Source organism: Streptomyces sp. NBC_00539, assembly GCF_036346105.1.
Lineage (GTDB): Bacteria > Actinomycetota > Actinomycetes > Streptomycetales > Streptomycetaceae > Streptomyces.
Window position 1 is genome coordinate 5,803,746 of the sequence record NZ_CP107811.1, and the last position, 20,803, is coordinate 5,824,548.

21 protein-coding genes are annotated in these 20,803 nt (G+C 73.5%); 12 read left to right on the forward strand and 9 right to left on the reverse strand.

What is annotated here, in order from left to right; translation table 11 throughout:
* Nucleotides 1-139 precede the first annotated feature (139 nt).
* The gene (locus OG861_RS26130; RefSeq protein WP_329193504.1) at nt 140-586 is read left to right on the forward strand and encodes an SPW repeat protein; all 447 of its coding nucleotides are present in this window, start codon (nt 140-142) and stop codon (nt 584-586) included.
* Between the two features lie 221 nt (nt 587-807).
* Nucleotides 808-981: an SCO1431 family membrane protein gene (locus OG861_RS26135; protein ID WP_329193502.1), complete on the forward strand. Its 174-nt coding sequence runs from the start codon at nt 808-810 to the stop codon at nt 979-981.
* A gap of 24 nt (nt 982-1,005) precedes the next feature.
* On the opposite strand, the gene OG861_RS26140 is transcribed toward OG861_RS26135, so the two are convergent.
* Nucleotides 1,006-1,941 carry a DUF6114 domain-containing protein gene (locus tag OG861_RS26140; RefSeq protein WP_329193500.1) on the reverse strand — a complete coding sequence of 312 codons (936 nt, stop codon included), beginning with the start codon at nt 1,939-1,941 and terminating at the stop codon, nt 1,006-1,008.
* Nucleotides 1,932-2,540: a DUF6230 family protein gene (locus tag OG861_RS26145; RefSeq protein ID WP_329193498.1), complete on the reverse strand. Its 609-nt coding sequence runs from the start codon at nt 2,538-2,540 to the stop codon at nt 1,932-1,934. The genes OG861_RS26140 and OG861_RS26145 overlap by 10 nt, the downstream gene beginning before the upstream one ends.
* 98 nt (nt 2,541-2,638) lie before the next feature.
* On the opposite strand from OG861_RS26145, the gene OG861_RS26150 reads away from it, so the two are divergent.
* Together OG861_RS26150 and OG861_RS26155 are read left to right on the forward strand one after the other, a co-directional pair.
* Nucleotides 2,639-3,391, forward strand: coding sequence for a TetR/AcrR family transcriptional regulator (locus OG861_RS26150; RefSeq protein ID WP_443056452.1), 753 nt, complete (start codon nt 2,639-2,641; stop codon nt 3,389-3,391).
* A gap of 147 nt (nt 3,392-3,538) precedes the next feature.
* The gene (locus OG861_RS26155) at nt 3,539-4,711 is read left to right on the forward strand and encodes an acyl-CoA dehydrogenase family protein (protein WP_329193496.1); all 1,173 of its coding nucleotides are present in this window, start codon (nt 3,539-3,541) and stop codon (nt 4,709-4,711) included.
* A 530-nt stretch (nt 4,712-5,241) separates the two neighbouring features.
* Here OG861_RS26155 and OG861_RS26160 read toward each other — a convergent pair.
* Nucleotides 5,242-6,075, reverse strand: a complete 834-nt coding sequence (locus OG861_RS26160) for a class I SAM-dependent methyltransferase (protein WP_329193493.1) — start codon at nt 6,073-6,075, stop codon at nt 5,242-5,244.
* Between the two features lie 135 nt (nt 6,076-6,210).
* Here OG861_RS26160 and OG861_RS26165 point away from each other — a divergent pair, with 135 nt between their 5' ends.
* Nucleotides 6,211-7,344: a hypothetical protein gene (locus OG861_RS26165; RefSeq protein WP_329193491.1), complete on the forward strand. Its 1,134-nt coding sequence runs from the start codon at nt 6,211-6,213 to the stop codon at nt 7,342-7,344.
* Between the two features lie 46 nt (nt 7,345-7,390).
* Complete coding sequence (locus OG861_RS26170) at nt 7,391-8,488, forward strand: phosphotransferase family protein (protein ID WP_329193490.1); 1,098 nt, start codon at nt 7,391-7,393, stop codon at nt 8,486-8,488.
* An 18-nt stretch (nt 8,489-8,506) separates the two neighbouring features.
* Here the strand turns inward: OG861_RS26170 and OG861_RS26175 are convergent, their stop codons facing one another.
* The gene (locus OG861_RS26175) at nt 8,507-8,950 is read right to left on the reverse strand and encodes a hypothetical protein (RefSeq protein WP_329193489.1); all 444 of its coding nucleotides are present in this window, start codon (nt 8,948-8,950) and stop codon (nt 8,507-8,509) included.
* A gap of 218 nt (nt 8,951-9,168) precedes the next feature.
* Here OG861_RS26175 and OG861_RS26180 point away from each other — a divergent pair, with 218 nt between their 5' ends.
* From OG861_RS26180 to fxsA, 4 genes are all read left to right on the forward strand, one after another.
* Complete coding sequence (locus tag OG861_RS26180; RefSeq protein WP_168713945.1) at nt 9,169-9,609, forward strand: Lrp/AsnC family transcriptional regulator; 441 nt, start codon at nt 9,169-9,171, stop codon at nt 9,607-9,609.
* A gap of 125 nt (nt 9,610-9,734) precedes the next feature.
* The gene (locus OG861_RS26185; RefSeq protein ID WP_329193488.1) at nt 9,735-11,357 is read left to right on the forward strand and encodes an amidohydrolase; all 1,623 of its coding nucleotides are present in this window, start codon (nt 9,735-9,737) and stop codon (nt 11,355-11,357) included.
* Nucleotides 11,358-11,695: 338 nt separating this feature from the next.
* Nucleotides 11,696-12,463, forward strand: coding sequence for a polyprenol monophosphomannose synthase (locus tag OG861_RS26190; protein ID WP_329193485.1), 768 nt, complete (start codon nt 11,696-11,698; stop codon nt 12,461-12,463).
* Between the two features lie 84 nt (nt 12,464-12,547).
* Nucleotides 12,548-13,129 (forward strand): FxsA family membrane protein, encoded by a 582-nt coding sequence (gene fxsA / locus OG861_RS26195; RefSeq protein WP_329193483.1) that lies wholly within the window; start codon nt 12,548-12,550, stop codon nt 13,127-13,129.
* A 106-nt stretch (nt 13,130-13,235) separates the two neighbouring features.
* Here the strand turns inward: fxsA and OG861_RS26200 are convergent, their stop codons facing one another.
* The 3 genes from OG861_RS26200 to OG861_RS26210 all read right to left on the reverse strand — a co-directional run bounded on the left by OG861_RS26200 (nt 13,236) and on the right by OG861_RS26210 (nt 16,127).
* A complete protein-coding gene (locus OG861_RS26200) occupies nt 13,236-13,610 on the reverse strand; it encodes an RNA polymerase-binding protein RbpA (protein ID WP_007262928.1) in 375 nt (124 codons plus the stop codon).
* 307 nt (nt 13,611-13,917) lie between these two features.
* Nucleotides 13,918-15,288, reverse strand: coding sequence for an MFS transporter (locus OG861_RS26205; RefSeq protein WP_329193481.1), 1,371 nt, complete (start codon nt 15,286-15,288; stop codon nt 13,918-13,920).
* 68 nt (nt 15,289-15,356) lie between these two features.
* On the reverse strand, nt 15,357-16,127 hold the full coding sequence (locus OG861_RS26210) for a glycerophosphodiester phosphodiesterase family protein (RefSeq protein ID WP_329193479.1): 771 nt from the start codon (nt 16,125-16,127) through the stop codon (nt 15,357-15,359).
* 201 nt (nt 16,128-16,328) lie between these two features.
* Between OG861_RS26210 and OG861_RS26215 the strand changes: the two genes are divergently transcribed.
* Nucleotides 16,329-17,831 (forward strand): SCO1417 family MocR-like transcription factor, encoded by a 1,503-nt coding sequence (locus OG861_RS26215; protein ID WP_329193477.1) that lies wholly within the window; start codon nt 16,329-16,331, stop codon nt 17,829-17,831.
* A gap of 45 nt (nt 17,832-17,876) precedes the next feature.
* On the opposite strand, the gene OG861_RS26220 is transcribed toward OG861_RS26215, so the two are convergent.
* Nucleotides 17,877-19,598 carry a hypothetical protein gene (locus tag OG861_RS26220; protein ID WP_329193475.1) on the reverse strand — a complete coding sequence of 574 codons (1,722 nt, stop codon included), beginning with the start codon at nt 19,596-19,598 and terminating at the stop codon, nt 17,877-17,879.
* A gap of 128 nt (nt 19,599-19,726) precedes the next feature.
* Nucleotides 19,727-19,921 (reverse strand): hypothetical protein, encoded by a 195-nt coding sequence (locus OG861_RS26225; RefSeq protein WP_030031218.1) that lies wholly within the window; start codon nt 19,919-19,921, stop codon nt 19,727-19,729.
* 367 nt (nt 19,922-20,288) lie between these two features.
* Here OG861_RS26225 and OG861_RS26230 point away from each other — a divergent pair, with 367 nt between their 5' ends.
* Entirely contained in the window at nt 20,289-20,711 is a 423-nt protein-coding gene (locus OG861_RS26230) for an ankyrin repeat domain-containing protein (RefSeq protein ID WP_329193473.1), read from the forward strand.
* Nucleotides 20,712-20,803: the final 92 nt, after the last annotated feature.

The following is a 20,803-nucleotide window of genomic DNA, read 5'->3' on the forward strand; positions in this document are numbered from 1 at the left end:
GGTCCGCCGGTGTGCTCCGACGTCCGTCGGTGTGCTCCGACGCCTGGCGCACCCGATTTGCCCACCACCGAATGGGTTGTAAGTGGGACATAAAGGGCAGAGGGGGTGTAGGAGCAGCTTCAACAGGAGGCAGTCCGACATGACCACGCACTCAAGCATCGAACACCACCCGGACCTCGCTGAGATGCGCACGCGGTTCGAGCAGGTCACCAGCACACCCCGCGCGCAGGCAGTGGAGGCACTGGCCCTCATCACGGGCCTCTACATCGCGGCCTCGCCGTGGATCGCCGGATTCAGCGTGCTGAGCGCGCTGGCCGTCAACAACCTCATCGCAGGCCTGGCCTACTGCCTGTGCATGGGCGGCCTGGGTACCGCGTACGAGCGCACCCACGCCATGGCGTGGACCGCCGTCGGCATCGCCGTCTGGACGATCATCGCCCCGTGGGTCATCGCGGGCAACGTGGACACGACCCGCTCGGTGGTCAGCAACGTCATAGCGGGCGTCGTCGGAACCGTGCTGGCGCTGGCGATGGCCGCCATGGCCGGTCCCGAACGCCGCGGCGCCGGACGCATGCGCCGCGCCTGACGGCGACGGCGACCGGACGCACCCGTATCCGCGCACCTGATATCCCACCCCTCCGATGAACCCGATCACGCCCGCCGCCTTCCGCGGCGGGCGTGACGCGTGGGCCGGCGCCGCGGGGGCGTCGCGCCGGCGCCGCGCGGGCACGGCGCGCGCAGTGAGGTGCGCCACCCGTGATGCTCGTCTCTACCGCGAAAGCCGCGAAGGCTGCCACATTGGACGGCATGACCGCACGCGCCTCCGCCTTCACCACCGCAGCCCCCGACCTCGCCGCCCGCCTCCGCCGCCGTGTCGGCACCGGCGGCCCCGACGGGGACACCGCCTGGCTGGAACACGTCCTCGGCTGGACCCTGGTGGTCGTGGTCGCCATGTTCGTCACCCAGGTCGGCTGGCTCTGACCCTCCCGCGCCGCGCCTGCGCCCTCACGACGCTTCCAGCCGCAGCCCGTCCGTGACGATCACGTCCGAGGTGACCAGCGCCTGCTCGGCGCTGACCCGCGTCATGAAGACGAACGGGGGAATGACCGGGGGAGCGGGCAGGCCTTCCGGGCTGAACGTGACGCAGAGCAGCCCCTCGATGCACCCGCTGAACCTGGTCAGGTACAGCGTCACGTTCCCGCGCAGCTCCAGCGACGAGGCGGTCAGCCCGTACTCGTCCCGGCCGTCCCGGGTACGCAGCCGGTAGTCGCTGAGCGAGGCGGCCGCCATCCTCAGCACCAGCACCTTGCGCGGTCCGTCGACCGTGGCGACCTCGGTGACCCCGGCGAGGGCGAAGCCCTGGGGTGCGAAGAGCGAGGTGGTCACGGTGGGCGGAGTGCGGGCCGCGGTCACCGGCGCCTGCGCGGCCCGGGCCTGAGGGGCGCCGGCCGTGGCCGTCGCCAGCAGCGCGAGCGGCAGCGCGGCGGCCATGACGCGCGGAGCGCCGCGCCGGGGGCGGGGCGCGCCACCCGGCTCCCCGGCCCCTTCCGGGCGCGGGGTCCACCCGAAGGCCAGCGCGCTGCCCGCGACGCCGAGCAGCATCCCCACCAGGAAGCCGCCGAGGTTGGTCGCCACGAAGGACAGAACCGACAGCAGCAGGGCGTGGACGCAGACGTACGCCCTCGTCCCGGGCAGGAACCACAGGAACAGCGCCGCCACGATCAGCGCGGTCCCGATCCCGATCGCCGCGACCCCGCCCAGGCCGAGGCTGACCAGCACCGCCAGCGGGGAGAGCGGGACCAGCAGCAGCTCCGCCCCGCCCAGCAGCACCAGCAGCCCGCCCCAGAAGGGCCGGGTCCGGCGCCAGGCCCGCAGCCGCCGCCGGGCGCCGTGAAGCGGGAGCCGCCGCCGGCGGGCGGGCCGCGCCCTGCCTAGAAGCACTGCTCGCCGTCCAGGGTGACGTTCAGCCGCATGCCCTTGAGCCGGAAGTTGCCGCCCGTGGCGGACCAGGCGTGCGATCTCACGTTCAGCACCTCGATGTTCCCCGCCTGGAGCCCGAACTTGCCCGGCTCGCCCTTGATCCCGTCGACCCGGTCGAGGGTGGAGGCGTCCCGGCCGATCTGGGCGGTGCCGAAGGTCGCGTCACCGTCGAGGTCCTCGCCGTCGATCACGAGATTGCCGGCGGTCACCTGCCCGGCCGGCCCGCCGGCCGTCAGCTTGAAGACCACCGCGCCCAGCGGGGTGTCCACCCGGGCGGCCTGGCAGATGTCGGCGAGCGTCGCCTCACCGATTCCGAGCAGCGCCACCGGGTGTCCCTTGCCGTCCGCCGACCGGTCCGTCTGGACGTAGGAGGCGAGGCCCCGGCTGCTCAACTTGGAGGAGGAGACCTGGAAGCTGGTCCCCGATACGGCGAAGGACGCGGCCGGCGCGCCCTGGGCCATGACCGTCGCCATCACGCCGACGGCGACCACCGCGGGCAGCGCCACGGCCGCCGTCCTGCGCCAGTCGACCCGGCCCTCCGGCCTGGTGTCCACGCTCATGGAAGTGCCTCCCGTACGTCGTCCGTGCGCAGGGAAGTGCCGAAGACAGGTCTGCCATACTGCGGGCGTCCTGTGGGAGTTCGAGGCTGGGGCCGAATTTGAATAATAGTCAACAGCGCGGTGAGGGGCGGGGCCGAGGACGCGGCCGGCAGCCCGGCGCGACCGGCCGTTCGCAGGTCCGCAGGGCCGAACTCATAGCCATCGGCCGCAAGTTGTTCGCCGACACCCCGTACGACGCGCTCTCCATGGACGACATCGCCAAACAGGCGGGCGTCGCCAAGGGGTTGATCTACTACTACTTCACGAGCAAGCGCGGCTACTACCTCGCCATCGTCGAGGACTCGGTGGCCGAACTCGTCGCCCGCGCCGGCGCGGACACCGAACTGACCGGTGCCGAGCGTGCCCGCCGGACCATCGACGGCTACCTCTTCTACGCCGAACACCACCAGGCCGCCTACCGCACCATCGTCACGGGCGGCGTCGGCTCCGACGCCGAAGTGCTCGCCCTCCGTGACGCCGTGCGCGAGGAGCTGGTGGCCACCATCGCCGAGGGCGCGTACGGGCACCGAGCCGTTCCGCCGATCGCCCGCCTGGCCCTCGTCGGCTGGCTCTCCGGGGTCGAGGGAACCACTCTGGAGTGGGTCGGCGGGCTCGGAGCGGACGGCGGCGAAGGGCTGCCCGGGCTGCCGGGCCGCGAGGAACTGGCGGCGCTGCTGGTGCGGCAGCTACGGGCCACTTTGGGGGTGATCGAGGAGTTCGTACCGCAATGCCCGGCTCCACCCGTACTCGAGGAAGCCTCGGCCGGGGGCGGGGATCTTGACGATCAACTACCGGTGACGGGAAGCCCCTGATCGGGCATACTCAAGCCGCCGCAGCCGCTGAACAGGTCCTTCCGTGATCCGGGAGGGCAGTATCGGCTGTGAGAGCACCGAGACCCGGCGGCGCGTCCCACACCTCACGCGCCGTCGCCGTGCCCGATGAGGGAGGAGAGCGCCGCCATGAACGACCGCGCCCCGCAGCCGGTGGAACGTCAGCTGCCCACCGAAGAGTCCCGCGATCTGCTCGCGCTCGTACGAGAGATCGCGCAGCGGGAGATCCGCCCCCGGGCCGCCGAAGAGGAGGACGCCGGCCGCTTCCCCCGCGAGGTCTTCGCCCTGCTGTCCGACTCGGGGCTGCTCGGCCTCCCCTACGACGGTGAGTTCGGCGGCGGCGATCAGCCGTACGAGGTCTACCTCCAGGTGCTGGAAGAGCTCGCGGCGGCCCGGCTGACCGTCGGCCTCGGCGTCAGCGTGCACTCACTGGCCTGCCACGGGCTGGCCGGGTACGGCAGCAAGGAGCAGCAGGCGGCCCACCTGCCCGCGATGCTGGGCGGCGGCCTGCTCGGCGCGTACTGCCTCTCCGAGCCGGCCGCCGGTTCGGACGCGGCCTCGCTGAGCACCAGGGCGGTGCGCGACGGCGACGACTGGGTGATCACCGGCACCAAGGCATGGATCACCCACGGCGGGGTCGCGGACTTCTACACCGTCCTCGCCCGCACGGGCGGCGAGGGCCCCAAGGGGATCACCGCCTTCCTGGTCCCGGGGGACGCCGCGGGCCTGACGGCGGCCGTTCCGGAGAAGAAGATGGGCCTCAAGGGCTCGCCCACGGCCCAGCTGCACTTCGACGGGGTCCGCGTGCCCGACGCGCGGCGGATCGGCGAGGAGGGCCAGGGCTTCACCATCGCCCTCGCCGCCCTGGACGCGGGCCGGCTGGGCATCGCCGCCTGCGCGATCGGCGTCGCGCAGGCCGCCATGGACGAGGCCCTCGCGTACGCGCTGGACCGCAAGCAGTTCGGCCACCCGATCGCGGACTTCCAGGGCCTGCGCTTCATGCTGGCCGACATGGCGACGAAGATAGAGGCGGGCCGGGCCCTGTACCTGGCGGCGGCGCGCCTGCGGGACGCGGGCAAGCCGTTCTCCCGCCAGGCGGCGATGGCGAAGCTGTTCTGCACCGACGCGGCGATGGCCGTGACGACGGACGCGGTCCAGGTCCTCGGCGGCTACGGCTACACCGCGGACTTCCCGGTCGAGCGGCTGATGCGCGAGGCGAAGGTCCTCCAGATCGTCGAGGGCACCAACCAGATCCAGCGCATGGTCATCGCCCGGCACCTGGCGGGCCCCGAAACACGCTGACCGCCCCCGCCCCCCGGGGCGGTCGGCACGACCGCCGCCCCCGGCCCGCGTGGGGCGCTCCGGGGCGCCGGACGCCCCGGAGGCCGGGTCCCCGGCCCGTCCCCTGCGCGTGGCCCGCGGCAGTCCGCCGGGGGCGGCCGGGGCAGTCGGAGCGGCCTTTCCCGCTGCCCGGGCGAAGCATCCGGAACACCGGCCCGTGCGGGTGCCCAGAACGAGGTACCGGCTCCGTGCCGGGGTACCGGTAAGCGGAACGGTTCGCGTGCCGAAGAGGGAGCTCCCCGTGGCGACCCCACGGAGGGACAGCGTGGCCATCGTCGTCGACGGCATCCACGACATCGACGGCACGACCAGCCGCCTGCGCCGCCATGACGTCGGACTCCTCGGCGAAGCGGCCCGGTACGAGGGCGCCTACCGGCCCTGCGACCTCCGCGGCCCCTCGGGGATCATCTGCGCTCCGGCGGAGCGGATCGGCCGGACCTGGGCGCCCACCGCCCGGGCGCGGCGCCCCGCCCTCCCGCCGCGCCCCCGCCCTACCCGTGCAGGCGGGTCGTGGCGAGGTGGACGGTCAAGGCGCAGGGGACCAAGCCCTCGGGTGTCGTGAGGTCGCGGACCTCGGCGGTGAAGGTCCCTCGCAGTCGTTCCACGCTCGCCGCGTCGAGCGGGCCGAGGTCGTAGACGCCGCAGAGGGCGGCCCACACCTGCCCTACCGGGCCGCTGAGGTCGATGGGGACCGTCTCCCATTCCACCGCGGCGAAGCCCGCCGGGCGGAGGACCGCGTCGAGCCCGTCCCGGTCGCGCGTCCTGCGGTCCCCCAGCGCCGGGATGCGCCGTGAGGCGGGCAGTTCCTCGCACGTGCGCCGCAACAGCCCCATGAACCGCTCGCAGGCCTCGCCGCCCACGGCCCCGCCCCCCACCACGCACGCCAGGACCCCTCCGGGGCGCAGCACCCGGGCGACCTCGGCCGCGACGTCCTCGACGTCGCTCATCAGCATCAGCGCCATGTGGGAGACGCAGGCGTCGAAGCTGTCGTCGGCGAAGGGAAGGTCCTGGGCCCGGCCCTGTTCCACCCGCGCCCCGGCGAGCGCCGGCCGGCGTCGGGCCAGCGCCACGGAATGCGCGGACAGGTCCACCCCCGCGAGGTGCCCCCCGTCCCTCCCGTCCGCCCCGGCCAGGAGTTCGAGCAGGAGGCCGTCCCCGCATCCGAGGTCCAGCACCCGTCGGCTCCCGGCCACCCGGTCGCACAGGATCTCGTAGCTGGACCGGCCGTCCGGAGCCCGGCCGGGGCCGAACGCCTGCGCGGTCACCGCCGGATGTCGGGCGTGGAACGCCCGCAGGAACGCCTCTTGCTCCGCCGTGGTCGTCACCCGGCCACACTACGTCCTGCGGGGCGGCGTTGCGTGCCGGGGTGTCACGGTGTGTCAGAAGCCTGGTACGCCCGCCAGTTTCTGACGTACCGTCATATCCGCCCGCGGAGCCCGCCCGTACGCAGGAGGTTCGTCATGCCCGCCGACCGGCCCGTCGCCCTGGACGAGTACCCCGTCCACCAGGCACCGCTGTCGATGAAGCACCTCGTCAGCGGCGACCGCAACGCCTACGACCGCTGCATCTTCCACGTCTTCGACCACGCCGGCCGGGCCGTCCTCATCCTCGGCCTCGGCGTCTACCCCAACGCCGGCGTCATCGACGCCTACGCCACTTTGCGACTCGGCGACGAACTGCTCGCCGTGCGCGCCTCCGACGCCCTCACCGACGACCGCATGAACCTCTCCGTCGGCCCCCTGCGCATCACCGTCGACCAACCCCTGAGGCGCCTCACCCTCCACTGCGACGCCGACCCCGCCGACCCCGGAGGCCTCTCCTACGACCTCACCTGGACCGCCGAGTTCCCCGCGGTCTGGGAACCGCACCACATCCAGCGGCGCGGCGACCGCCTCATGCTGGAGGGCCGCCGCTTCGTCCAGGCGGGCAACGTCACCGGCACCATCCGCGCCAAGGGCGAGGAACTCACCCCCACCCCCGGCGCCTGGACCGGCACCCGCGACCGCAGCTGGGGCGTGCGGCCCATCCCCGGCGAGGACGGCGGCCGCGCCGCCGACGAGTACCGCCCCGAGGGCTTCCACTGGCTCTGGGTCCCCGTCCGCTTCGAGGACCGCTTCCTCATGGTCATCACCCAGGAGGACGCGGACGGCCACCGCACCCTCAGCGAAGCCGTCCAGGTCTTCCCCGAGGGCAGCGGCCGCGGCGACGTCCAGCTCGGCTGGCCGCACACCGACGTCCGCTACCGCCCCGGCGGCCGCCACCCCGAGAGCGCCGTCGTCCACCTCACCGACCCGGCCCGCAAACCCCTCGAACTCGGCGTGGAGATCCTGAACTCCTCCCCGCTGGCCGTCGGCGCCGGCTACCCGCCCGCCGCCGACTGGCAGCACGGCACCTGGCAGGGCCGCGGATGGACCGACCGACGGGTCTACGACCTCTCCGACCCGGCCGCCCACCCCATGGCCGCCTTCGGCGTCACCGACCACTCGGCCCGCTTCACCCTCGACGGCCGGGTCGGCCACGGCATCTTCGAACACGGCAGCTTCGGCCGCCACGACCCCAGCGGCTTCGCCGACTACGCCTCCGTCGCACCGTAACGGCCGAGCCGAGCCGAAGACCACCCGAAGCAGCAGGAGGGACTCCATGGCAACGGCACCACGTCCGCGCACCTCCACCCGCGAGCCCGAGGAACTCGGCCGGCGCCTGACGGCCTGGCTCGACGGCCGCCTCCCCGGCGCGAAGGTCACCAACACCTCCGTACCCGGCTCCAACGGCATGTCCAGCGAGACCCTCCTCTTCGACATCGAGCACCCGGACGCCGCCGACTGCGCCTGCGCCCTGCGCCTCGCCGCCGACCCGGCCGCCTACACCGTCTTCCCCACCTACGACATGGCCCGCCAGTACCGCGTCATGCGGCTGGTCGCCGAACACACCGACCTGCCCGTGCCGCGCGTGCGCTGGCTGGAGGAGGATCCGCGACCGCTGGGCGCGCCCTTCTTCGTCATGGCCCGCGCCGAAGGCCGTGTCCCGCCCGACGTCATGCCCTACACCTACGAGGGCAACTGGCTGCACTCCGCCACCGACGCCGAACGCGCGGCCCTCCAGGAGGCGAGCATCTCCCTGCTCGCCCGCCTCCACGACCAGTTCCCGGCCGACGAAGCGCAGTTCCTCCTCCCGGCCGGCCCAGGAACCCCGCTGCGCCGGCACGTCGAGGCCCAACGCGCTTACTACGCCTGGGTGGTGGACGGCCTGGCCCCCTCACCGCTGCTGGAGCGCGCCTTCGACCGGCTGGAGGAACTCTGGCCCGCCGACGAGGGCGACCCGGTCCTCAACTGGGGTGACGCGCGCATCGGCAACGTGATCTACCAGCCCGACGGCTTCGAACCGGTGGCCGTACTCGACTGGGAGATGGCGGCGTACGCCCCGCGCGAGGTGGACCTCGGCTGGACCGTCTACCTCCACCGCTTCTTCCAGGACCTGACCGTCGGCTTCGGCCAGCCGGGCCTGCCCGACTTCCTGCGCCGCGAGGACCTCGAACGCCGCTACGCCGAACTCACCGGGCACGTCCCGCGCGACATGGAGTTCCACACCCTGTACGCCGCCCTGCGGCACGGCATCGTCATGCTCCGCATCGCCTACCGCCAGGCGTACTTCGGCGAGGTCGAGGTCCCCGCCGATCCCGACGGCCTCATCCTGCACCACGCCGCTCTCGCCGCCATGGTGCAGGGAACGTACTGGTAGGGCCCTCGGCCCGGCCGGTCAGGCGGCCTGCGCGTGCTGACGCATCTGGGGCGGCAGCACCGTCGCCGTCATCCGCACCGGACGCGATCCCGGACCGCCGACGTGCGAGAAGGGCTGCGTCCGCCAGTCCAGTCCCTGCGGCAGCGTCAGCATGACCACCGGGTCCAGCTCCTGGGCGTCCGGCTGGAACGCGCCCACGGACGCCAGCGCCTCCGAGGCCGGGCGGCCCGTGCCCGCGCACACCGTGAGCCCGAACGGGTTCCACGGGGTGAGGCAGAGCGCGTGCTCCGGCAGGTACTCCTCGTCCGCGACCAGGGCGATGGACTGACCGCAGTCGGGGCAGACCGCGTGGTGGACCTCGAAGCCGTCGGCGTCTTCGAGGTACTCCCCGTCGTCCGCGTCCTGTGCGTACTCGCCGTACGCGGCTTCGCTCACGCGGTCGGCACGGTTGGTGTTCAGCATGGATGTACTCCCCCTTGGGTGGGCCGGGCGGGCAGATTTCTTCGGCCACGGCCACAGCAAGCACTTCCCGTCGCGCGGCACGAGTAACCACGAGAGCCGGGCGTACGCATCCATACCCCTGTGGCCTTGGTCACATGCCTGCCGCAGGTGCCGTTTCCCCGTGGACACCGCTGTGCCTGGAGCGGTCCTGGGCAATAGGTTGAGCGGCTATGAGCGCAATGGAGGAGCTGGACCGCCAGATCGTGGATCTGCTCGTGCGGGACGGGCGGATGAGCTACACGGATCTGGGCAAGGCCACCGGACTGTCCACGTCGGCAGTCCATCAGCGAGTACGCCGCCTGGAGCAGCGCGGTGTCATCCGCGGGTACGCGGCCGTCGTGGACCCCGAGGCCGTCGGGCTGCCGCTGACGGCCTTCATCTCGGTCAAACCGTTCGACCCCAGCGCCCCCGACGACATCGCCGAGCGGCTCGCGGGGGTCCCGGAGATCGAGGCGTGCCACAGCGTCGCGGGCGACGAGAACTACATCCTCAAGGTGCGCGTGGCCACGCCCCTGGAACTCGAAGACCTGCTGGGGCGCCTGCGCGCCCTGGCCCACGTCGCCACCCGCACGACCGTGGTCCTCTCCACCCCCTACGAAGCCCGCCCGCCCCGCGTGTGAGCCGTGGGCCCGGTCCCGGGCGCCCGCGGCACCGCCCGGTGCCGGGGCGCCCCGTCCCGCGGCGTCTGCGGCCCGGCGAGGGGGCCGTGTCCGGGCGGGGGCGGGCGACCAGCGAAACTGGGGGCATGACTGACCGCACCGCCTCCGCCACCGCCGCCGGAACCCACCGCACCGTCCTGCTCCGCGGCGGCGAGGTGCACAGCCCCGCCGACCCCTTCGCCACGGCGATGGTGGTCGAGCGGGGGCACATCGCGTGGGTCGGCTCCGAAGGCGCCGCCGACGCCTTCGCGCAGGGCGTCGACGAGGTCGTCCACCTCGACGGGGCGCTCGTCACCCCCGCGTTCACCGACGCCCACGTCCACACCACCTCCACCGGCCTCGCCCTCACCGGCCTGGACCTCTCCGCGGCCCGTTCCCTCCCCGAGGCCCTCGCCCTCGTCCGCGCCCACGCCGCCCGCCGCCCCGCCGACCGGGTGCTCCTCGGCCACGGCTGGGACGCCGCCCGCTGGCCCGAGCGGCGCGCCCCGCGCCGCGCGGAACTCGACGAGGCCACCGGCAACCGCCCGCTCTACCTCAGCCGTGTCGACGTGCACTCCGCCGTCGTCACCACCGCCCTGCTGGACCTCGTACCCGGTGTCCACGCGGCCGGTGACGAGCCGCTGACCCGCGACGCGCACCACGCGGTCCGCCGGGCCGCGCTCGACGCCGTCACCCCGGCCCAGCGCGCCGAGGCGCAGCGCGCCGCCCTGGACCGCGCCGCCTCCCTGGGCATCGGCTCCGTCCACGAGTGCGGCGGCCCCGACATCTCCTCCCCGGAGGACTTCAGCTCCCTGCTCGACCTCGCCGCCCACCACCGTGGCCCGCGCGTCTTCGGCTACTGGGCCGACCGCGACATCGACCGCGCCGTGGAACTCGGCGCGGCCGGCGCGGCGGGCGACCTGTTCGTGGACGGCTCCCTCGGTTCGCACACCGCCTGCCTGCACGCCCCGTACGCCGACGCGCCCCACACCGGCACCGGCTACCTCGACGCCGCCGACGTCGCCGCGCACGTCGCCGCCTGCACCGGGGCGGGCCTCCAGGCCGGGTTCCACGCCATCGGCGACGCCGCTCTCGGCGCCGTCGTCGAAGGAGTCCGGGCGGCCGCCGAGAAGGTCGGCCTCGCCCGCATCCGGGCCGCCCGCCACCGTGTGGAGCACGCCGAGATGATGACCCCGGCCACCATCGCCGCCTTCGCCGAGCTGGGCCTGACCGCGTCCGTGCAGCCCGCCTTCGACGCCGCCTGGGGCGGCGAGGACGGCATGTACGCCGACCGGCTCGGCGCCGACCGGGCCAGGACCCTCAACCCGTTCGCCGCCCTCCTCAAGGCGGGTGTGCCGCTCGCCTTCGGCTCGGACGCGCCCGTCACCCCCCTCGACCCCTGGGGCACCGTCCGCGCGGCCGCCTTCCACCGGACCCCCGAGCACCGCATCTCCGTACGGGCCGCCTTCGCCGCGCACACCCGCGGCGGGTGGCGGGCACTGGGCCGGGACGACGCGGGCACCCTCGTGCCGGGCGCTCCCGCCGACTACGCCGTCTGGCGCACGGAGGAACTGGTGGTGCAGGCCCCCGACGACCGGGTCGCCCGCTGGTCGACGGATCCGCGCTCCGGCACCCCCGGTCTGCCCGACCTGACGCCCGGCGCGGATCTCCCCGTGTGCCTGGCCACGGTCGTGGGTGGCCGGGAGGTATTCGTACGGCCACAGGGGTGATCCGGCGGGCCTCGGTTCGGTACCGGCGGCCCGACCCGGATAGGTTCGGCCGGGTCCACCACAGGACGTCCCTTCCGGACGGATCCGTCCGCCCAGCGCGCCCGCGCCTCGGGGGCGAGGGAAGGTTTCGCCGGTGCGGGCGCCCCCAGCGGCAGTTGGGGGAGGGGTGGCCTCAGGTCGGGGCCCGGCGGTCCAGTAGACAACGGCCAGGGTCACCCGCAGCCAGCGGGAGCCTGGTCGGCCCGAAGGACCGCTGGCCCCGATCCCTGTTCTAAAATCGTCCCGCTGTGACGGGACGGACGAGGCGGGGCTGGACGAGAAGCATGCAAGGGGACCCAGTGAGCGACGGCGGACAGCGGACCTACGGGCCCCTCGGCACCACCTTGGTGATCATCCCCACGTACAACGAGGCGGAGAACATCGGGCTGATCGTCGGCCGGGTCCGCGCCGCGGTGCCCGAGGCGCACGTCCTCGTGGCCGACGACAACAGCCCCGACGGCACCGGCAAGCTCGCCGACGAGCTGTGCGCCTCCGACGACCACGTCCACGTCCTGCACCGCAAGGGCAAGGAAGGGCTCGGCGCCGCCTACCTCGCGGGCTTCGCCTGGGGCCTGGAGCACGGCTACGGCGTCCTCGTGGAGATGGACGCCGACGGCTCCCACCAGCCCGAGGAACTGCCCCGGCTGCTGACCGCGCTCGCCGGCGCCGACCTGGTCCTGGGCTCCCGCTGGGTGCCCGGCGGCCGGGTCGTCAACTGGCCCAAGAGCCGCGAGATCCTCTCCCGGGGCGGCTCCACCTACTCCCGGCTGATGCTCGGCGTCCCGATCCGCGACGTGACCGGCGGCTACCGCGCCTTCCGGCGCGAGACCCTGGAGGGGCTGGGCCTGGACGAGGTCGCCTCCGCGGGCTACTGCTTCCAGGTAGACCTCGCCCGCCGGGCCGTCCGCAAGGGCTTCAAGGTCGTGGAGGTCCCCATCACGTTCGTCGAGCGCGAGTTCGGCGACAGCAAGATGAGCAAGGACATCGTGGTCGAGGCCCTGTGGCGGGTCACCCAGTGGGGCATCAAGGCCCGCACGGCCAAGCTCACCGGCAGGCCCGGGGCGTAGCGCACGCTGCTCCGGATCCCCTTGGGGGATGTCCGGTACCTCCGACTGAGGCCGCTTTTACGCCATCCCAGGCACACTGGGGTCATGACGACCGGCACCTCGACTGCTCCCCGGCGGCGCTCGGCCGCCCGTACCTTCCTCCCCCTGGCGGTCGCCGCCTGGTTCATCCTGGAGATCTGGCTGCTCAGCCTGGTCGCGGGCGCGGCCGGCGGCTTCACCGTCGCACTGCTCGTCCTCGGCGGGATGCTGCTCGGGGGTGTGGTCATCAAGCGGGCCGGCCGCCGGGCCTTCCGGAACCTGACGGCCGGCTTCCAGCAGGCGCAGCAGGGCGAGGAGCCCGCGGCTCGGCAGCCCGGGCAGGGCAATGCGCTGGTCATGCTGGCCGGCCTGCTCCTGATCCTGCCGGGCCTGCTCTCCGACGCCGTCGGCCTGCTCCTGCTGCTGCCCCCCGTGCGGGCGCTGGCCTCGCGCCGGTTCGCCCGTTCCCTGGAGCGTTCGATGACCTCGGCGGCCTCCGGCGGCTTCGGCGCCGCGTACCAGCAGGTCCGCATCCGCCAGCCCGACGGCAAGGTGGTCCGGGGTGAGGTCATCCGCGAGGACCGGCCGCAGCCCGGAGCGGGCCCCTCCGGCCCCGACTCGGGGTACCGGCCGCCGCTGGCCTCCTGAGACGGACACGCAGAACCGAGACCCGAAGACCGGGACGCCGGAACACGCCGAGGGCCCCCGCCACAGGAAGTGGCGGGGGCCCTCGGCTTCGTTCTCAGTCCGGGTGTCAGGCGGACTTGCGGCTGTCCCGCGGATGCACGGCAATGTTCATGGCGCCGGAACGCAGGACCGCCAGCCTCTCGGCCAGCACTTCCTCGAGTTCCTCGCGGGTGCGTCGCTCCATGAGCATGTCCCAGTGCGTTCGCGCGGGCTTGCCCTTCTTCTCTTCGGGCCCGTCCCCGTCGACCAGGAGTGCCATGGCGCCGCACGCCTTGCACTCCCACTCCGGCGGAATTTCTGCCTCAACCGAGAACGGCATCTCAAATCGATGTCCGTTCTGGCATGCGTACTCCACCGCCTGGCGCGGGGCCAGATCGATGCCGCGGTCCGTCTCGTAGCTGGTAACCACGAGCCGCGTACCGCGGAGAGCTCGCTCACTCATGAATCGTGCCTCCCGGGCTTGTCGCCCACAGGACAGGTGTCGCTGTCGTCGTCATCCGGTCAACGTCCGGTCGGCGGTATAGATTCCCGCTCCGGGTCGTGCGTCGCCCGTCGTGCCGCCCCTTGTTGTACCCACCAGTGCCCGGTTTGTCACATCTGGCAGCAGATGTCACCCAGCGCCCATCCCTCGGGTGCGCGCAGTAACGGTCCGCCTGGCAGGCCAAAGGCGTACACTACCGGCCCTTTGCTTCAACGTCGAAATTCGTTCCGAATTCGTTCCCGGAGCCGTTGTCCGGAGGCCGTCGGGCTCAGAGCCGTTCGGGAACAGGATTGCCCGCCGCCTCCACCGCGCGCCGCACCGGCACCCGGGCCAGCAGCACGAAACCCAGTGCGAAGAACACCACCAACGAGATGATCGCCGTCCGGTAGCTGCCCGTCACCTGGTACGTCAGGCCGAACACCAGCGGCCCCACCCAGCTCAGCCCCCGGTCGCTCATCTCGTACGCGGAGAAGTACTCGGCCTCCTTGCCCGCCGGCACCAGGTGCGAGAAGAGGGAACGCGACAGCGCCTGGCTGCCGCCGAGCACCAGCCCGATCATCGCGGCCAGGGCGAAGAACCAGACCGGGGTCCGCGCCGGCAGGAAGTAGCCGGCCGCCAGGGTCAGCGCCCAGGCCGCCAGGGAACCGAGGATCGTGCGCTTGGCGCCGTAGGTGCGCGCCAGCCGGCCCATCCCGAGCGCGCCCGCCACCGCCAGGACCTGCACCAGGAGCACCGCCACGATCAGCGTCGACTGCTCCAGCCCCAGCTCCTCCGACCCGTAGACCGAGGCCTGCGAGATCACGGTCTGCACGCCGTCGTTGTAGATCAGGTACGCCAGCAGGAACGACAGCGTCAGCGGGAAGCGGCGCATGTCCCGCAGCGTCGCGACCAGCTGCCGCCAGCCGCTGACCGGCGGGGCCGCCCCCGCCTCCCGCACCACCGCCCGGTCGCGCAGCCGGCGCAAAGGGATGATCGCGAAGGCGCCCCACCACAGGCCCGCCGAGGCCAGGCAGATCCGTACCGCCGTGCCCTCGGACACGCCGAAGGAGTCGTGGCCCTGGAACAGCACCAGGTTCAGGACCAGGACGAACGCGCCCGAGGTGTACCCGAACGCCCAGCCCCGCGAGGAGACGGTGTCCCGCTCGTCCGGCGTGGCGATCTGCGGCAGGTAGGCGTTGTACAGCACCATCGAGACGGCCAGCGCCGCGTTCGCGACGACCAGCAGCAGCCCGCCCAGCAGGTAACGGTCCCCGCTGAGGAAGAACATCCCGGTGGTTGCCGCCGCGCCCGTGTAGGCAGCGGCCGCCAGCAGTGGTTTCTTGCGGCCGCCGCGGTCGGCCACCGCGCCGGCCAGCGGCATGATCAGCACGGCGACGATCACCGACACCGACACCGAGTACGCGAAGAAGGACCCCGCCCGGACCGGGACGCCCAGCGGGTGCACATAGCCCTCGGCGTCCGCCGCGGCCTTGGCCACCGCCGTCAGGTAGGGGCCGAGGAACACCGTGAGCACACTCGTCGAGTAGACCGAGCAGGCGAAATCGTAGAAGTACCAGCCGTGCTGTTCGCGCTTGCGGGCGACGGCGGATCTGCCGTCCTCCGCCCCCGGTTCCGCTTCGTCCGTCGTCTGCGCCGTCATCCGGTGTCCCCTCGCTGTTCCCCGTACCGCCGCGGCCGTCCGGGCCCGCGAGCGGGCCCGCCGGGCGGTCAGGCCCAGGCTCCGCGGCGGTCCAGCACCGTGCGCAAGATGTCGATCCGGTCGGTCATGATGCCATCCACACCGAGGTCGAGAAGAGCCTCCATGCGTTCCGGTTCGTTCACGGTCCAGACGTGCACCTGGAGCCCGCGCGCGTGCGCCGTCCGCACGAAGCGCCGGTCGACCACCCGTACGCCGGCCTGGCTCTCCGGGACCTGCGCCGCCACCGCTCCCACCCGCAGGGCCGCCGGGATGGCGTACGAGCGCAGCCGCAGCCCGAGCACGCCCAGCACCCCGTACGAGGTCGCCAGCCGCGGACCCGCGATCCGGTGGGCCCGGGCCACCCGGCTCTCCGAGAACGAACCCACGCACACCCGGTCCCACGCCCCGGCCCGGGCGATCAGGTTGACCAGCGGGTACAGCGCGGACTCGGCCTTGATGTCGACGTTCCAGCGGGCTTCGGGAAACTCCTCCAGCAGGTCCTCCAGGAGCGACAGCGGCTCCGTCCCGGCCACCCGGGCGGCCTTGACCTGCTTCCACGGCAGCTCGGCGATCCGGCCGCGCGCGTCCGTGACCCGGTCCAGGGTGGCGTCGTGGAAGGCGACCAGCTTGCCGTCGGCGGTGGCGTGCACATCGGTCTCGAAGTACCGGTAGCCCGCCCCGGCGGCCCGCCGGAAGGCGGCCGCGGTGTTCTCCAGGCCGTCGGCCGCACCACCCCGGTGCGCGAAGGGGATCGGAGCCGGGTGGTCGAGATACGGATGGCGAAGGCGTACGTGCGTCACGGCGGCAGTATGCCCGTTGTCACCGGTGGGACGTGAGCGGCCGGACGGACGCACGGTGAACTGCGGGTCCTCCCGGCCCGAGGGACGGGCCCCCTGGCCCGAATGGACCGCTCCATGACACCCTGACCCGGCAGGAGCAATCCAATACCGGCCCCCGAACCGGCCGGTCGCGGCCAATTCGACGAAGGTGGACCGGACAGCATGGCTCAGTGGACCTCGGCGGTCGGTGCCGCACAGCTCGCCCGTCTGATCACCTCGCAGCAGGACCGGCCGCCCGTACCCGGCGCCCGCAAGCCCCCCGCCTACCGCCTGCTCGCCGACGGCATCCGCCTCCTCGTCCTCGAAGGCCGCGTCCCCGTCGCCGCCCGGCTGCCCGCCGAACGCGAGCTGGCCGTCGCGCTCTCCCTCAGCCGCACCACCGTCGCCGCCGCCTACGAGGCCCTGCGCGGCGAGGGCTTCCTCGAATCCCGGCGCGGGGCCGGCAGCTGGACCGCCGTCCCCGCCGGGAACCCGCTGCCCTCCCGCGGCCTGGAGCCCCTGCCGCCCGAGTCCCTCGGCTCGATGATCGACCTCGGCTGCGCCGCCCTGCCGGCGCCCGAACCCTGGCTCACCAAGGCCGTCCAGGGCGCACTGGAGGAACTGCCGCCCTACGCCCACACCCACGGCGACTACCCCGCCGGGCTGCCCGCGCTGCGCCGGATGCTCGCCGACCGCTACACCGAACGCGGCATCCCCACCATGCCCGAGCAGATCATGGTCACCACCGGCGCGATGGGCGCCATCGACGCCATCTGCAGCCTCTTCGCGGGCCGCGGCGAGCGCATCGCCGTCGAATCACCCTCCTACGCCAACATCCTCCAGCTCATGCGCGCCGCCGGCGTGCGCCTCGTACCCGTCGCGATGGCCTCCGGGCTCGGCGGCTGGGACATGGACGTGTGGCGCCAGGTGCTGCGGGACTCCGCGCCGCGCCTGGCCTACGTCGTCGCCGACTTCCACAACCCGACCGGCGCGCTCGCCTCCGACGAACAGCGCCGTGCCATGGTCGAGGCGGCCCGCTCCGCCGGCACCGTCCTGGTCGCCGACGAGACGATGGCCGAACTCCGGCTGGACCCCCAGCTCGCCATGCCCCGCCCGGTCTGCTCCTTCGACCCGGCCGGCTCCACCGTCATCACCGTCGGCTCCGCCAGCAAGGCGTTCTGGGCCGGCATGCGCATCGGGTGGGTCCGCGCCGCCCCCGACGTCATCCGCAGCCTGGTCGCCGCGCGCGCCTACGCCGACCTCGGCACCCCGGTACTGGAGCAGCTCGCGGTGAACTGGCTGATGCGCACCGGCGGCTGGGAGGAGGCCGTCGGGATCCGCCGGGTCCAGGCCCGGGACAACCGTGACGCGCTGGTCGCGGCGGTGCGCCGGGAGCTGCCCGACTGGGAGTTCCAGGTCCCGCTGGGCGGCCTCACGCTGTGGGCCCGGGCGGGCGGACTGTCCGGGTCACGGCTCGCCGAGGTGGGGGAGAGGGTCGGCGTGCGCGTCCCCTCGGGCCCCCGGTTCGGGGTGGACGGGGCGTTCGAGGGATACGTCCGGCTGCCGTTCACCGTGGGCGGGCCGGTCGCGGACGAGGCCGCCGCACGGCTGGCGGCGGCGGCCCGGCTGGTCGGTACGGGAGCGGGCGGCAGCGGGGCGGAGCCGCCGCGCACGTTCGTCGCGTAGGCCGTCCGGGGGCGTGTGGCGGGGTGAGAGGGGCCTGTGGCGGGCTCAGGGCCCCACGGGCCACGGCCCGCGGGCCTTCGGTGTCTCCGCCGGGACCTCCTCCCGCACCGCCTGAGGCTCCTCCCGTGCCTCCGTCGCGCCGCTCCCGTCCTCCTCGGCGTCGATCGACGGCGCCTGTGCCTGGGGCGGCGGCTGGACGATGCGCAGCGGGACGGCCGGGGCGGCGTGCTGCAGCGCCGCGGGCCTCGGCGCACGCCGCTCCGCCCGCTCCGGCAGGAGCTCCGTCACCGCCTGGCGGTGCGCCGGGTACGTGGCGTCGTCGTACGGGTCCGGCGTGGCCGGCACCTGGAGGCGCAGGACGGGACCCGCCCCGAGCCGGGCGTACCCGCGGCCCGGCGGTACCTGCGCCGTCGGCGTCGTGTGCGGAGGCATCCCCAGCACTTCGGCGATCTGCTGGATCCCGGCGGGGCCGAGCACGACCCGGGCCCGGGTGTGCTGCCAGACGGCGTCGCCCAGCAGGTCCAGCTGGTCGAACTGCTCGGCCACCACCACCGTGACGTGGACGCCGCGCCCGTGCCGCAGCGGCACCTGGAGCCGCCCCAGCGGATCCGGCCCGTCGTCGGCCGCGGCCAGGTGCGCGAGCACGCTGGGCCGGTCCAGGAGGATCCACAGCGGGCGGCGGGTGTCCTCGGGCATGGCTCCCCCCGACTCCCGGGCCCGTTGGGCTGCGGTCAGCCGCCGCTCGGTCTCCTGCGCCGCCCACTCCAAGGTGGCCTGCGCCCCGCTCGGACCGCACTCGACCGCGAGCACGCCCGCCCGGCCGGCGAGGCACGCGTACTCGCCGCTGCCCGCGCCCTCGACGACCAGCACCTCCCCACCGTGCCGCAGCGCCTGCAGGGCGATCGAGCGCAGCAGGGTGGTGGTGCCGCTGCCGGGCTGGCCGGCCGCCAGCAGGTGCGGCTCCGTGGAGCGGGGCCCGGTGCGCCAGATCACCGGCGGCACGTCGTGCGGCTCGCCGGCCGCCAGGACGGGCAGCGTGCGCTGCACGCTCCCGGCGTCGGTGAACCCGAGGACGATCTCCCCGGGGGCGGTCACGAACGGCTGGGCGGCGATGCCCGTCGGCAGCGCCTCCAGCACCCGCAGGTCGAGCTGGTTGCCCTCCTCGTCCCAGTGGAAGAGGTACTCCCGCCCCCGCCCGGACTTGGCGTGCAGCAGTGCCTCGATCCGGGCCCGGGCTGCGGGCTCGCCGTCGGTGAAGTAGGCCGGGTAGCGGATGCGCAGGCGGGTGACGCGGCCCGATCCGTCGAACGTGTGGTCGCTGAACGCCTGGTCCCAGCTCCCGCCGTGGGTGAACAGGGGACTGGGGTCCTCCGGGACGGAGAAGTACGGCACGAGGGCCTCGTAGAGCGAGCGCAGGCGTTCGGCCTCGGCCTCGCTCGGGCCGGTCTTCACGGGGGTGCGCGCCCGGCCGTGCCAGGCGGCCGCCGCCATCAGGGTGAGCAGGCCGAGGAGGGGACCGTAGGGCACGAGGGCCAGGACGAGGACGACGGCGGCCCCCAGGAACAGCGCGGGCCCGCGCTTGTCCTTGGGGGTGTCGGCCCACTTGCGCCGCCCGGCGGCCGCCAGGACGCGCAGGCCCCGCCCGATGACGATCAGCGGATGGAGGACGTCCGTGGCGCTGTCGGCAGCCGTGCGGGCGAGGTCGCGACCCCGGGTCAGCGACGTGGTGCCGCCGAGGAGGATGCGGGGGAGTGGGCGCCGGGCCACGGGCGTCTCCTGGAGTTGTGGTGTGGCGGGACGGTGCGGTCGGGGACGGGAGGTGCGGGGGCGGGCCCGGCGGCGGACGGCCCGTCAGGCCGGCCCGGGCCGGCCGGCCTGAACGGCGGACGGCGGGCTCAGAGCTTGATCCCGCCCAGCAGGCTGGCGAGGCTCGCCGTGCTCGCCGTGATGCTCGGGGCGATGGCGGAGCCGGCGAGGAAGAAGCCGAACAGCGAGCACACGAACGCGTGGGTCAGCTTCATCCCGTCCTTCTTGAAGAAGAGGAAGCAGATGATGCCGAGCAGAACGACGCCTGAGATGGACAGGACCATGACGACTTCTCCTGGTGGGTGGGGACGTGGGACGGTCACCATCAGTTCTTCCAGGCTCACAGAAAGTATCAATGCGACAAAAGGTGCATCCGGGTGAATCTCGTCGCCTTTCACTTGACTGGCCGCTCCCGGCTGGCGCGGCGGCGTCGAAGCGGTCATGGGGGCGTCCGGCGCACGGGCGGACGGGTGAACCGGGCCGGGGTGAACCGGGTCAAGGGTGATCTTTGCCTCAGGTCGTCCCCGCCATGTGCGGACCCGGGCGCTACTCTGGCGATTCACCCGTACGGACGCAGTTCCGTACGCCCCCCTGCCCTCCCGGCCTGGGGAAACTCTTGCCGACGACAGTGAGTGAAAGGCGGTACGGACCATGAGCGAGCACACCCCGGAGGGCCCCGGCTCCCAGGACGTTCCCGACGCGGACGTCATCGAGCTGGCCACCAAGATCTTCGACCTCGCCCGGCAGGGGCAGACCGCCGCGCTGACCGCCTACCTCGACGCCGGGGTCCCGGCGAACCTCACCAACGACCGGGGCGACACCCTCGTCATGCTCGCCGCCTACCACGGTCACGCCGAAGCCGTCACCGCCCTGCTGGCCCGGGGCGCCGAGGCCGACCGCGCCAACGACCGCGGGCAGACCCCCCTCGCGGGCGCCGTCTTCAAGGGCGAGGAGGCCGTCATCCGCGCCCTGCTCGCCGGCGGGGCCGACCCGTACGCCGGCACCCCCTCCGCCGTGGACACGGCGCGCATGTTCGCCAAGGCCGACCTGCTGGAACTTTTCGGAGCCAAGTAATCCGCTTCCGGCCGGTACCGGGCGGGCTCCTACCCCTCCCGGACCTCACGGGTTGGTCACGGGAGACGTAAATGTGGTCGCGGCACACAAAC